Genomic DNA, 12,885 nt, shown 5'->3' with positions numbered 1-12,885 from the left:
ACTGTTGTGCTGGATCACTCCGCCGAGACCCACCTCGCCGAGACGAACACGGCCGGCCCGCTCGCGGGCGTGCGGGTCGTCGACCTGACCAGCGTGATCATGGGGCCCTCGGCGACCCATATGCTGGCCGATCTCGGCGCCGACGTGATCAAGATCGAGACGCCGGAGGGCGATTCCTTCCGGCATTACCGGCCTGCCCGCGGCGCCGGGATGGGCGGCAACTTCCTGCACCTCAACCGCAACAAGCGCAGCGTCCGCCTCGACCTGAAGCGGCCGGCGGCGCGGGCCGCCCTCGACCGGCTGATCGCCACGGCCGACGTCCTCGTCCACTCCATGCGGCCCGACGCGATCCTGCGACTGGGCTACGGCTACGAGCGGGTGCGCGCACTCAGGCCCGACATCGTCTTCTGCGGCGCCTACGGGTTCGGGGCCGACGGCCCCTACGCCCATAAGGCGGCCTACGACGACCTGATCCAGGCGGGCTCGGGCCTCGCGGCGCTCCAGACCGCCGCGTACGGCCAGCCCGGCTACCTGCCCACGGTGCTGTGCGACAAGATCGCCGGACAGGCCATCGCCTGCGCGATCCTCGCCGCCCTCTACGAGCGCCGGGCCGGCGGCGGCGGGCAGGCGGTCGAGGTGCCGATGTTCGAGACCATGGTGGAGTTCAACTTCGTCGAGCACATGGTCGGCTACGCCTTCGAGCCGCCGCTCGGTCCGCCGGGCTTCAACCGGGTCCTGAGCCCGCGGCGCAAGCCCTACCGGACCCGGGACGGCCACGCCTGCATCCTGCCCTACTCGGACCGGAACTGGCGCGACTTCTTCATCCACACCGGCCGGCTCGAGTTCGTGGATGACCCGCGCTTCGCGCCGCTCGCCGTGCGGGTCGAGAACATCGAGATCCTCTACGCGCTGGTCGAGGAGGAGGCGCCGCGCCGGACCACCGCCGAGTGGGTGGCATTTTGCGATTCGGTGAGCATCCCTTGCATGCCGGTCCTCGGCCTGGAGGACCTGCCGGAGGACGCGCACCTGAAGGCGGTGGGCTTCTTCGGCAGCGCCGAGCATCCGAGCGAGGGGCGCTACCGCACCATGCGCCGGCCGGTCTCGTTCAGCGGCAGCCGCTTCGCGATCCGCCGCCACGCCCCGCGGCTCGGCGAGCACACCGCCGAGGTCCTGGCCGAGGCCGGGCTCGAACCGGCCGAGATCGCCGCCCTGATGGACGCGCCGGACAAGCCCGACACCGCGCCCCTGGAGGCCGCCCGATGAGTGCTGAAGCCGAGACACAGGACGCCGGCGAGGACCTGCTGTTCTCCGTCGCCGACGGGGTGGCGACCATCACGCTGAACCGGCCCGAGCGGAAGAACGCCTTCACCTTCCCGATGATCGAGGCCTGGACGGAGGCCCTGCAGCGCTGCCGCACCGACGCGGCGATCCGCGTCGTGGTGGTGACCGGCGCGGGCTCGGCCTTCTGCAGCGGCGGCGACATCGTCGAGATGGGCGAGCGCCTCGACCAGCCGCCGGCACGACGCAAGGAGGAGCTTTACGGGCGGATCCAGCGCATCCCGCTGACGCTGGAGGATCTCGACAAGCCGGTGATCGCCGCCCTGAACGGCGTGGCCACCGGCGCCGGCCTCGACCTCGCCCTGATGTGCGACCTGCGCTACGCCGCGCAGAGCGCCCGCTTCGCCGAGACCTACGTGCGGGTCGGCCTCGTCCCCGGCGCGGGCGGCGCCCATTTCCTGCCCCGCCTCGTCGGGACCGCGAAGGCGCTGGAGCTGTTCTTCACCGGCGATTTCGTCGACGCCGACGAGGCCCTGCGGATCGGTCTCGTCAACGGCGTCCACGCCGACGCGGACCTGAGCCCGGCCGTGGCGGCGCTGGCGCGGAGGATCGCCAAGGCGCCGCCGCTGACGCTGAGCCTGATCAAGCGCGCGGTCTACCAGGGCATGCGCAACGACCTGCGCACCAACCTAGACCTGATCTCCTCCCACTACGCCGTCGTCACCGCGACGCCCGAGCATCGGGAGGCCGTGCAGGCTTTCATCGGGGCGCGCGACAGGACCTGACGCGTCGGGCCCCGGTCCCATTGCCGCCCGCATCAAGACCGAAACGTTTGTGCGGGCGACATCTTCCCCCCGGCGTCGCACTTTCGCGCTTGTCGCCACCGCGCTCACCTGCAAGTCTATCCAAAATTCAATCCGCGCAACGACGCGGGCTCAGGTCTGGGAGGACGCGATGACGGCTCGGATACTCGGTGCGCTCGTGTGTGCGCTCGCCTTCGTCACGCCGGCCGCGGCGCAGAGCCCCATCGTCATCAAGTTCAGCCACGTCACCACCACCGACACGCCCAAGGGCCAGGGCGCCGAGCGGTTCAAGCAGCTCGCCGAGGAGCGCACCAAGGGTGCGGTCAAGGTCGAGATCTACCCCAACAGCACGCTCTACAAGGACAAGGAGGAGGTGGAGATGCTCCAGCTTGGCGCCGTGCAGATGCTGGCGCCGTCCACGAGCAAGTTCGGGCCCCTCGGCGTGAAGGAGTTCGAGGCCTTCGACCTGCCCTACATCTTCCCCAACGAGCAGGTGCTGCGGCGCGTCCAGGACGGGCCGATCGGCCAGGGCCTGTTCAAGAAGCTCGAGACCAAGGGGATCAAGGGGCTCGGCTACTGGGACAATGGCTTCAAGATCCTCACCGCCAACAAGCCGATGCACGCCCCCGAGGACGTGAAGGGCCTGAAGTTCCGGATCCAGTCCTCGAAGGTTCTGGAGGCGCAGTTCAAGCAGCTCGGGGCGCTGCCGCAGGTGCTCGCCTTCTCCGAACTCTACCAGGCGCTGCAGACCGGCGTGGTCGACGGCCAGGAGAACCCGCCGTCGAACGTGACGACCCAGAAGCTCAACGAGGTGCAGAAGCACGCCACGCTGACCTATCACGGCTACATCGGCTACGCGGTCATCGTGAACAAGGGCTTCTGGGACGGGCTGCCGGCCGACATCCGCACGACGCTCGAGGGCGCCATCAAGGACGCGACCGCCTACGAGCACGAGATCGCCGACAAGCAGAACGAGAAGGCGCTCGCCGACATCCGCGCCACCGGCAAGACCGAGGTGTACACGCCGACCGAGGCCGAGAACGCCGCGTGGCGCAAGGCCCTGGCGCCGGTCCAGCGCGAGATGGCCTCCCGCGTCGGCAAGGATCTGGTCGCGGCGCTGAACAAGGAAGCCGAGGCGGCGCCGAACAACTGATCCCGCCGCCGCGCCCGGACCGACCATGTTGCTGAAACTGCTCGATCGGCTCGAAGAGGTGCTGATCGGAACCCTGATGGCGGCCGCGACCGTCATCACCTTCGCCACGGTGGTGCACCGGTTCCTCTCCGGCATCCCGGCGCTGCAGGACTACACCGACCGGATCGACTTCGGCTGGTCACAGGAACTGTGCATCTACATGTTCATCTGGGTCGCGAAGTTCGGCGCGGCCTACGGCGTGCGCACCGGCATCCACGTCGGCGTCGACGTGCTGGTCAACCGCCTGCCGCCGGGCGCGCGCCGGGTGATGGTCCTGGTCAGCCTCGCGGCGGGCGCGCTGTTCACCGGGATCGTCGGCACGCTCGGCACGAACTTCGTCTGGCGCATCGGCCACACCGACCAGACGACGCCCGACATGGAGATCCCGGTCTGGATCGTCTACCTCGCGATCCCGCTCGGCTCCTACCTGATGTGCTTCCGCTTCCTGCAGGTCGCGTGGAGCTACTGGAAGACCGGGCACCTGCCCGCCCGCGACCACGCCCATGTCGACGGCGTCCCGACCGTCGAGGGCGTCGACCCGATCCAGCTCGGCCGCGAGGGAGGCCCCGCATGAGCGGCCTGATCATCTTCGGGCTGCTCATCGCCCTCATGCTCACCGGCATGCCGATCTCAATTGCGCTCGGCCTGACGGTGCTGACCTTCCTATTCACCCTCACGCAGGTGCCGATCGAGAGCGTCGCGCTCAAGCTGTTCACCGGGATCGAGAACTTCTCGATCATGGCGATCCCGTTCTTCATCCTCGCCGGCAACTTCCTGGCCCATGGCGGCGTGGCGCGGCGGATGATCGCCTTCACGACCTCCCTCGTCGGGCACTGGCCGGGCGGCCTCGGCCTCGCCGGCGTGGTCGCCTGCGCGCTGTTCGCCGCCGTGTCGGGGTCCAGCGTGGCGACCGTGGTGGCGATCGGCTCGATCATCCTGCCCGCCATGGTGGCGGAGGGCTACCCACGGCGCTTCGGCGCCGGGGTGATCACCACCTCGGGGGCGCTCGGCATCCTCGTGCCGCCCTCGATCATCCTCGTGCTCTACGGGGTGTCGACGAATTCCTCGATCGGCAACCTGTTCCTCGCCGGTGTGATGCCCGGAATCGTCCTGTCGGCGATGCTGGCGAGCGTCACCTTCGTCATCGCCAAGCGCCGCGGCTATCCGCGCATGCCGAAGGCGTCCTGGGCCGAGCGCCTGCGCGCCTTCCGCGAGAGCGCCTGGGGCCTGTTCCTCGTGGTGATGGTGATCGGCGGCATCTACGCCGGCACCTTCACCCCGACCGAGGCGGCCGCGACGGCGGCCGTCTACGCCTTCGTCATCGCGGTGTTCGTCTACCGGGACCTGAAGCTGTCGGACGTGCCCCGCGTGCTCCTCGCGTCCGCCAACATGAGCGCGATGCTGCTCTACATCATCACCAACGCGGTGCTGTTCTCGTTCCTGATGACGTCGGAGAACATCCCGCAGACGATGGCGGCGTGGCTGATCGCCATGAACTTCAGCCCGCTGGTCTTCCTGCTCGTCGTCAACATCATCCTGCTGATCGCCGGCAACGTGATGGAGCCGTCCTCGATCCTGCTGATCATGGCGCCGATCCTGTTCCCGATCGCGGTCAAGCTCGGGATCGACCCGATCCATTTCGGGATCATCATGGCGGTCAACATGGAGGTCGGCCTGTGCCACCCGCCGGTCGGGCTCAACCTCTACGTGGCGAGCGGGATCGCCCATATGGGCATCTCCGAGCTGACCGTCGCGGTGCTGCCCTGGCTGCTGACGATGCTGGCCTTCCTGGTCCTGGTGACCTACTGGCCCGCCCTGTCCCTGTGGCTCCCGCGGGCGCTCGGGGCGATGTGACGGCCTGACGACCGGCGGAAGGATCCGATCGTCACGCTCGGCGCCGGGACGGCCGCTCCGGGCGCCCGTCCCGATCGCACCGGCACGGGCCGGCAGGAAGCCTGAGCATCCCTGCCGCCCCCGGGAACCGCCGCTCAGGCAGGCTGCGCGACCGCGGTGCTGCTGTGCCGCAGGGTCAGCGACAGGCAGACGATGGCGAGGACGCAGGCCGCCAGCAGGAGAATGAAGCAGCCGTTCCAGCCGTAATGGTCGGTCGTGTAGCCGACCAGCGCGCTCGCCGCGACGGAGCCGCCGAGATACCCGAACAGGCCCGTGAAGCCCGCCGCCGTCCCGGCCGCCTTCTTCGGCACGAGCTCGAGGGCCTGGAGGCCGATCAGCATCACCGGCCCGTAGATCAGGAAGCCGATGCAGATCAGGGCCGCGAGGTCGACGCCCGGATTACCCTCGGGATTGAGCCAGTAGACCAGCGTCGCCGCCATGACGCCGAACATGAACACCACGCCCGTCGCGCCCCGGTTGCCACGGAACAGCTTGTCGGACAGCCAGCCGCAGAGAAGGGTACCGGGAATGCCGGCCCACTCGTAGAGGAAGTAGGCCCAGGAGGTCTTGTCGACCGAGAAGTGCTTGGCCTCCTTCAGGTAGGTCGGCGCCCAGTCCAGCACGCCGTAGCGGAGCAGGTAGACGAAGACGTTGGCGAAGGCGATGTACCAGAGCATCCGGTTCTTCAGCACGTGCTCGACGAAGATCTCGCGCGTGGAGAACTCGCGCTCGTGGTTCGCGTCGTAGCCGTCCGGATAATCGTCCTTCCAGGCTTCCACGGAGGGCAGCCCGCAGGATTGCGGCGTGTCGCGCATGGTGATGAAGGCGAAGACCGCGACGCCGAGCGCCACGGCGGCGGGCACGTAGAACGCCGCGTGCCAGTCGTTGAACCAGGCCAAGCCGAGCAGGAAGAGCGGGCCGATCAGGCCACCGCCGACATTGTGCGCCACGTTCCAGACCGAGACGACGCCGCCGCGCTCCTTCTGGGACCACCAGTGCACCATCGTGCGGCCGCTCGGCGGCCAACCCATGCCCTGGAACCAGCCGTTGAGGAACAGCAGCACGAACATGATGCCGACGCTGGAGGTCGCCCAGGGCACGAAGCCGAACAGGAACATCACCAGCGCCGAGAGCACGAGGCCAATCGGCAGGAAGTAGCGCGGGTTGGAGCGGTCCGAGACCATGCCCATCAGGAACTTGGACAGGCCGTACGCGATGGCGACGGCGGAGAGCGCGGTGCCGAGCTCACCGCGGCTGTAGCCCTGCTCGACGAGGTAGGGCATCGCCAGCGAGAAGTTCTTGCGCAGAAGGTAATAGCCCGCATAGCCGAGAAAGATGCCCGCGAAGATCTGCCAGCGCAGCTTGCGGTAGGTCGGATCGACGCGATCCGTCTGAATGGGTGGCCTGTGGGCCGCGGGAGCGAGAAAGCCGATCATGGCGCGCCTTGGTGCTTGAGACCGCGGATGGACCCGGGCTCATCCCGGGCGCATCTCGGATTGGACGGGGTGCTGAGGTGCCGCACTCAGCGTCGTGCCGTATCGGCGCGCCGACGCGCGATCCGCGCGTCCGGTCTCGACCTGTGGCGATGGTGGACGGCATGGTCCGGTCGCGGCATCGTTTCCTCCTGTGATGCGGCGCCTCTCCGGCTCGGCCGGGTCGCCGTCTCTCGGTCTCGGTGCGTCCTTGCCGGTCTCAGACGGCGGCGGCCATCGCGCCGTCGGTGCGGCCGGTCATGGCCGCGATCCGCGCTCGGAGCGCCGCGACCTCGTCGGGCGAGAAGGCGAGACCGAGCTTCGACCGGCGCCAGAGAACATCCTCGGCGGTGCGGGCCCATTCCCGGTCCATCATCCAGCGCAGCTCGCCCTCGTGGAGGCCGTGTCCCAGATCGGGTCCCAGATTCGAGGCGATGCGCAGCGCGTCCGTCCCGTAGGCGGCCACCATGCGCTGGACCGTGGCGGCGCCGAGCCGGGGCGCGGTGCGGGCGAGGCGCGCCTCGAGCTCGGCCACCCCGTCCACCGGGAAGTCGCCGCCCGGCAGCGCGGCGGCTCCGGTCCACGAGCGGCCGCGCGCCCCGAGGCGCTGGCCGATCTCCTTCAGGGCATCCTCGGCCAGCTTGCGGTAGGTGGTGATCTTGCCGCCGAAGATGTTCAGCACCGCCGCCTCGCCGGCCGCGCCGTCCGTCTTCAGCACGTAGTCGCGCGTCGCCTCCTGCGCCGCGGAGGCGTGATCGTCGTAGAGGGGGCGCACCCCCGAGAAGGTCCAGACGATGTCCTCCCGGCGAAGCGGCGTCGCGAAGTACTCGCTGGCGGCGCTCAGGAGATACGCGGTCTCCTCCTCGGTGATCGCCGCGTCGGCGGGATCGCCGGAGAAGTCACGGTCCGTCGTGCCGACGAGCGTCGTGTCGTTCGCGTAGGGGATCGCGAAGATGATGCGCCCGTCCGCGTTCTGGAAGATGAAGGCCCGGTCGTGGTCGTAGAGCTTGCGCATCACGATGTGCGAGCCCTGCACGAGGCGCACGTGCTTGGCCTCGCTCCGGCCGAGCGGCCCCTGGATCACCCGGTCGACCCAGGGGCCGGCCGCGTTGACGAGGAAGCGCGCGGCGATCTCCTCCTCGCGGCCGGTCCGAAGCTCGCGCCGGACGATGCGCCAGAGATCGCCCTCGCGCCGGACCGAGACGACGCGGGTCCCCACCGCGATCTCGGCGCCCCGCGCCTCGGCGTCGCGCGCGTTGAGCACCACCAGGCGCGTGTCGTCGACGCGCGCGTCCGAGTACTCGAAGCCGCGCCGGAACTCGGATTTGAGCGGGGCGCCGATGGGGCCGGAGAGGTCCACGGGGCGCGTGCCGGGCAGGCGCTTGCGGCCGCCGAGATGGTCATAGAGGAATAGGCCGATCCGCAGCAGCCAGGCCGGACGCAGGCCCGCGTGGAGCGGCAGGACGAAGCGCAGCGGGCGCACGATGTGGGGCGCGATCCCCCAGAGCACCTCGCGCTCGGCCAGCGCCTCCCGCACGAGGCGGAACTCGTAGTGCTCCAGGTAGCGCAGACCGCCGTGGATCAGCTTGGTCGACCATGACGAGGTGCCGCTGCCCAGGTCATTCTGCTCGGTCAGCGACACCGAGTATCCCCGGCCGGCCGCGTCCCGCGCGATGCCGCAACCGTTGATCCCCCCGCCGATGACGGCAACGTCGAACGTCCGCATGATCCTCCCCCTCTCGTGCCGCGGCGTCGGACGCGCGGCTGCGAAAGCAGAGGAATTGAATACGAAACCAAAGGAAAGTCAATCGAAACCGATACGCTCAGCGACCGGTTTCGACGAGCCGCACTCCGGACGCGCGGCACAGGTCGCGCAGCGTATCGCTGGGGCAGCGATCGGTCACGAAGGTGCCGACTTGGCTGAGCTGGGCGAGCCGGACCGGCGCGCTGCGCTCGAACTTGGTGGAATCGGCGACCAGCACGACGTGGCGGGCGTTGGCGATGATCGCCTGCGCGACCCGGACCTCGCGATAGTCGAAGTCGAGGAGGGCACCGTCCTCGTCGATCGCCGAGGCCCCGATCACCGCGAAATCGACCTTGAACTGGCGGATGAAATCCACCGCCGCCTCCCCGACGATCCCCCCGTCCGAGCGGCGGATCAGGCCACCCGCCACGATGCACTCGATCTCCGGGCTGGGCCGCAGGGCGAGCGCGACGTTGAGGTTGTTGGTGATCACCATGAGGCCGGAATGGCTCAGCAGCGCCCGGGCGACGGCCTCGGTGGTGGTGCCGATATTGATGAACAGCGAGGAGCGGTCCGGGATCAGGTCGGCGGCCGCGCGCGCGATCGCCGCCTTCTCGGGCGCCGCGATCGCGTTGCGTGCCTCGTAGTCGAGGTTCTCGGCGCCCGCGCCGAGCACCGCCCCGCCGTGGATGCGCGAGAGGAGGCGCGCATCGCAGAGGTCATTCAGGTCCTTCCGGATGGTCTGCACGCTGACCGCGAACCGGCCGGACAGGGCATCGACCGAGACGCGCCCCTCGGTCCGGGCGACGTCCATGATCGCATTCTGACGCTCCGAGAGCATGCCTTCAGACCTCCGCGCGGCGAAAACGAAACCGGTTTCGGTGCGAACGCGCGAACGATGCCGGAAAGCGAAGGCGCGCTCTGAACCGGCCTTCACGCCTAGCGGATTCACCTCCGGGAAGAAACTTCGGGACCCCGCGGCCCGGCCCGGCGGATGTTGACGATGCGCGCCCGCGCGTCGACAAGCGCCGCGATGGAACGGTTTCGGTATTCGCATCGATGACGCGCGCGGCCGTCCCGCAGAACTGGTCTCCGGTCGGAGGCGGGGATCTCGGCGACCTGATCCGCGGTCATGACTGGGCGGCGACGCCGCTCGGGGCCATCGCCTCCTGGTCCGCGCCCGTCCGGACCATCGTCCAGACCCTGCTGCTCTCGCCGGTCCCGACGGTGGCGATCTGGGGAAGCGACGGGATCCTGGTCTACAACCGGGGCTACGCGGAGGTCTGCGGCCCGCGCCATCCGGAGGCCCTCGGCGGGCGTCTCCTGGAACTCTGGCCGGAAGCCCGCGCCTTCAACGCGCACGTGATCGCGAGTGGCCTGGCCGGTCGCCCGCTCAGCTTCCGCGCCCAGGAACTGGAGCTCTGGCGACACGGGCGTCCGGAGACGGTCTGGATGGACCTCGACTACACGCCCATCCTGGACGACGACGGGACGCCGATCGGCACGCTCGCCACGGTGCGCGACATCACCGAGCGCGTCCTCAGCGAGCGTCGGATCGCCGAGAACGAGAGCCGCCTCGGCTTCCTCGACCAGCTGGGCCAGGCAACCGCGAACGCCCGCGACGCCGGCACGATCCTGGAGATCACCACGCGCTGCGTCGGCGCGCACCTGAACCTGTCGAATTGCGCCTACGCCGACATGGATCCGGACGGCGACGGCTTCACCATCCGCGGCAACTGGCACGTGCCGACGGCGCCCTCGATCCTCGGGCGCTACAGCCTCGCCGATTTCGGCGCCCTGGCCGTCCAGGAACTCAATGCCGGCCGGCCGCTCATCATCAACGACAACGCCGCCGAGCTCGCCCCGCACGAGGCCGAGGCCTTCCGGGCGATCGGGATCGCGGCCACCATTTGCATGCCGCTGGTGAAGGACGGACGGCTCGCCGCCCTGATGGCCGTCCACCACGCGCGGCCTCACCGCTGGTCGCGCGCCGAGCTCGCGCTCATCCGCGAAGCGACCGAGCGCTGCTGGGCGCATATCGAGCGTGTCGGCGCGGAGGCGAGCCTGCGGCTCAGCGAGGCGCGGCTCCGCGCCCTGGTCCACGCGACCTCCGACGTGGTCTACCGCATGAGCCCGGACTGGCAGGAGATGCGCCAGCTCGACGGCCGCGGCTTCCTGTCCGACATGGCGGAGCCGAGCGTGCGCTGGCTCGACCGCTACGTCGATCCGGCCGACAGGCCTGAGGTCATGGCCGCCGTCAACGACGCGGTCAGCCGCAAGGGCCTGTTCGAACTCGAGCACCGGGTCCGGCGCGCCGACGGCGGCGTCGGCTGGACGCTGTCGCGCGCGGTGCCGCTGATCGATCGGCACGGGACCGTCACCGAGTGGTTCGGGATGGCCAGCGACGTCACGTTCCGCCACGAGGCCGACGCGCGGCTCAGGGAGAGCGAGGCCCGCTTCCGCGCCATGGCGGACGACGCGCCGGTGATGACCTGGATCACCGACGAGACCGGGGCGTGCATCTACCTCAACCGGCGCTGGTACGAGTTCACCGGGCAGGCGGAGGCCGAGGCGCTCGGCCTCGGCTGGCTGGACGCGATCCATCCCGACGACCGCGCCCACTCCGAGCAGGTGTTCCTGGCGGCGAACGCCGACCGAGCGTCGTTCCGCCTCGAATACCGCCTCCGGGACGGGGACGGCCGGTACCGCTGGGCGCTCGACGCCGCGTCGCCGCGGTTCGCCTCCGACGGCGCGTTCCTCGGCTATTTCGGCTCGGTCATCGACATCGACGAGCGCCGCGAGGCCGAGGCGCGGCTGCGCACGCTGACCGACGTCGTGCCGGCCTTCGTCTGGTTCGCCTCGCCGGACGGCCGGCTGCATTACCTGAACGACCGCTGTTGCGCGTATACCGGCCTCGACACGCAGGCGTCGCTGCCCGATGGCTGGATCGAGGCGGTGCATCCGGACGATCGCGCGCGGACGGCGGCGGTCTGGGCGGACGCGCGCGAGTGCGGTGTCACCTACGAGATCGAGGTGCGCTATCGGCGGCACGACGGCGCGTATCGCTGGTACATGGCCCGGGCCGAACCGCTGCGCGATCCCGGGGGGAGCATCACCGCCTGGTTCGGGACATCGACCGACATCCACGACCGCAAGCTGGCGGAAGACGGCCTGCGCGAGCTGAACGAGACCCTGGAGAGCCGTGTCGCCGAGCGCACCGGAGAGCTGCTCAAGACCGAGGAGGCGCTGCGCCAGTCGCAGAAGATGGAGGCCGTGGGCCAGCTCACCGGCGGCGTGGCGCACGACTTCAACAACCTGCTCACCATCATCCGCTCGTCTGTCGACTTCCTGCGCCGGCCCGAGCTGCCCGAGGCGCGCAAGGCCCGCTACCTCGACGCGGTGTCCGACACGGTCGATCGCGCCGCCAAGCTGACCGGCCAGCTTCTCGCCTTCGCCCGCCGCCAGACCCTGGACCCGCAGGTCTTCGACCTCGGCGACCGGTTGCGGGCCGTGGCCGAGCTGCTCGACACGGTGACGGGCGCGCGGATCCGGGTCGTCACCGCGATCCCGGAAGTCTCCTGCGCCGTGCGCGCCGACCTGAGCCAGTTCGAGACGGCGCTGGTGAACATCGCCGTCAACGCGCGCGACGCGATGGACGGCGAGGGCACCCTCACGCTGCGATTAACCTGCACCTGCCCTCTGCCGGCGATCCGCGGGCACGCGGCGAGTGCGCGGCCGTTCGCGGCGATCGCGCTCACCGATACAGGCTCCGGCATCGCCCCGAACGTGCTGGACCGGATCTTCGAGCCGTTCTTCACCACCAAGGAGGTCGGCAAGGGGACGGGCCTGGGCCTGAGCCAGGTATTCGGCTTCGCGAAGCAGTCCGGCGGCGATGTCGCGGTCGAGAGCGTGCTCGGCGCGGGGACGACCTTCACGCTCTACCTGCCCGAAGTCGCGGCCGAGTCCGCGCCGTACGCCGCCGTCGCCCCCGCGGAGCCGGCCTCCCCCATCGGTTCCGGCCAGCGCGTTCTGGTGGTGGAGGACAACGTCGAGGTCGGCACCTTCGCCACGCAGATTCTGGAAGATCTCGGTTACGAGACCACCTGGGCGGCGAATGCCGAGGAAGCCTTGGACCGGCTCGGACCCGAGGGAACGGAGTTCGACGTCGTGTTCTCGGACGTGGTGATGCCGGGAATGGGCGGGCTGGCCCTCGCGCAGGAACTCAGGCGCCGGATGCCGCGGCTTCCGGTGCTCCTGGCCTCAGGCTACAGCCACGTCCTCGCGCAGGACGGCGCGCACGGATTCTCGGTCCTGCACAAACCCTACTCGGCCGAGCAGCTCGGACGCCTGCTCCGGCAAGTCACCGCGCGGAAGCAGGGCGCGACGGCGACGCCGTGAGCCGCTGCGGCGCGCACGCGCGCCCCCCGGCTGTTTGCTGATGCAACCGGCGGTGTAAGACGGGCGCCGACGACCCGGACGGATGACGGTGCCGTCCCCCCGCGC

At 69.8% G+C, this 12,885-nt stretch carries 9 protein-coding genes; 6 read left to right on the top strand and 3 right to left on the bottom strand.

Going from position 1 to position 12,885, the window contains the following annotated elements; genetic code table 11:
• The first annotated feature begins 6 nt into the window (after nt 1-6).
• From H288_RS0113715 to H288_RS0113695, 5 genes are all read left to right on the top strand, one after another.
• On the top strand, nt 7-1,263 hold the full coding sequence (locus H288_RS0113715) for a CoA transferase (protein WP_020093153.1): 1,257 nt from the start codon (nt 7-9) through the stop codon (nt 1,261-1,263).
• Entirely contained in the window at nt 1,260-2,063 is an 804-nt protein-coding gene (locus H288_RS0113710; RefSeq protein ID WP_020093152.1) for an enoyl-CoA hydratase-related protein, read from the top strand. Before H288_RS0113715 ends, H288_RS0113710 begins: the two co-directional genes overlap by 4 nt.
• A 169-nt stretch (nt 2,064-2,232) precedes the next feature.
• Entirely contained in the window at nt 2,233-3,234 is a 1,002-nt protein-coding gene (locus H288_RS0113705; protein WP_026604925.1) for a TRAP transporter substrate-binding protein, read from the top strand.
• Nucleotides 3,235-3,259: 25 nt separating this feature from the next.
• Nucleotides 3,260-3,847 (top strand): TRAP transporter small permease, encoded by a 588-nt coding sequence (locus tag H288_RS0113700; RefSeq protein ID WP_020093150.1) that lies wholly within the window; start codon nt 3,260-3,262, stop codon nt 3,845-3,847.
• Nucleotides 3,844-5,127 (top strand): TRAP transporter large permease subunit, encoded by a 1,284-nt coding sequence (locus H288_RS0113695; protein ID WP_020093149.1) that lies wholly within the window; start codon nt 3,844-3,846, stop codon nt 5,125-5,127. Before H288_RS0113700 ends, H288_RS0113695 begins: the two co-directional genes overlap by 4 nt.
• Before the next feature lie 134 nt (nt 5,128-5,261).
• Here H288_RS0113695 and glpT read toward each other — a convergent pair whose 3' ends face one another.
• The 3 genes from glpT to H288_RS0113680 all read right to left on the bottom strand — a co-directional run bounded on the left by glpT (nt 5,262) and on the right by H288_RS0113680 (nt 9,223).
• Nucleotides 5,262-6,602 carry a glycerol-3-phosphate transporter gene (gene glpT / locus H288_RS0113690; protein WP_020093148.1) on the bottom strand — a complete coding sequence of 447 codons (1,341 nt, stop codon included), beginning with the start codon at nt 6,600-6,602 and terminating at the stop codon, nt 5,262-5,264.
• Nucleotides 6,603-6,858: 256 nt separating this feature from the next.
• Entirely contained in the window at nt 6,859-8,364 is a 1,506-nt protein-coding gene (glpD, locus tag H288_RS32360) for a glycerol-3-phosphate dehydrogenase (RefSeq protein ID WP_020093147.1), read from the bottom strand.
• A 97-nt stretch (nt 8,365-8,461) separates the two neighbouring features.
• On the bottom strand, nt 8,462-9,223 hold the full coding sequence (locus H288_RS0113680) for a DeoR/GlpR family DNA-binding transcription regulator (RefSeq protein ID WP_020093146.1): 762 nt from the start codon (nt 9,221-9,223) through the stop codon (nt 8,462-8,464).
• Between the two features lie 218 nt (nt 9,224-9,441).
• On the opposite strand from H288_RS0113680, the gene H288_RS0113675 reads away from it, so the two are divergent.
• Entirely contained in the window at nt 9,442-12,780 is a 3,339-nt protein-coding gene (locus H288_RS0113675) for a PAS domain S-box protein (protein ID WP_020093145.1), read from the top strand.
• Nucleotides 12,781-12,885 lie beyond the last annotated feature (105 nt).

The organism is Methylobacterium sp. 285MFTsu5.1 (genome assembly GCF_000383455.1).
Classification (GTDB): Bacteria; Pseudomonadota; Alphaproteobacteria; order Rhizobiales; family Beijerinckiaceae; genus Methylobacterium.
The sequence above is the reverse complement of the archived record's forward strand: the minus strand, read 5'-3'. Positions and strand labels throughout refer to the sequence as shown.

Excerpts from the sequence above, each read along its gene's own strand:
- glpT (WP_020093148.1), bottom strand. The coding sequence starts at position 6,602 with ATGATCGGCTTTCTCGCTCCCGCGGCCCACAGGCCACCCATTCAGACG.
- H288_RS0113700 (WP_020093150.1), top strand. The coding sequence starts at position 3,260 with ATGTTGCTGAAACTGCTCGATCGGCTCGAAGAGGTGCTGATCGGAACC.
- H288_RS0113695 (WP_020093149.1), top strand. The coding sequence starts at position 3,844 with ATGAGCGGCCTGATCATCTTCGGGCTGCTCATCGCCCTCATGCTCACC.
- H288_RS0113705 (WP_026604925.1), top strand. The coding sequence starts at position 2,233 with ATGACGGCTCGGATACTCGGTGCGCTCGTGTGTGCGCTCGCCTTCGTC.
- H288_RS0113680 (WP_020093146.1), bottom strand. The coding sequence starts at position 9,223 with ATGCTCTCGGAGCGTCAGAATGCGATCATGGACGTCGCCCGGACCGAG.
- glpD (WP_020093147.1), bottom strand. The coding sequence starts at position 8,364 with ATGCGGACGTTCGACGTTGCCGTCATCGGCGGGGGGATCAACGGTTGC.
- H288_RS0113710 (WP_020093152.1), top strand. The coding sequence starts at position 1,260 with ATGAGTGCTGAAGCCGAGACACAGGACGCCGGCGAGGACCTGCTGTTC.
- H288_RS0113675 (WP_020093145.1), top strand. The coding sequence starts at position 9,442 with ATGACGCGCGCGGCCGTCCCGCAGAACTGGTCTCCGGTCGGAGGCGGG.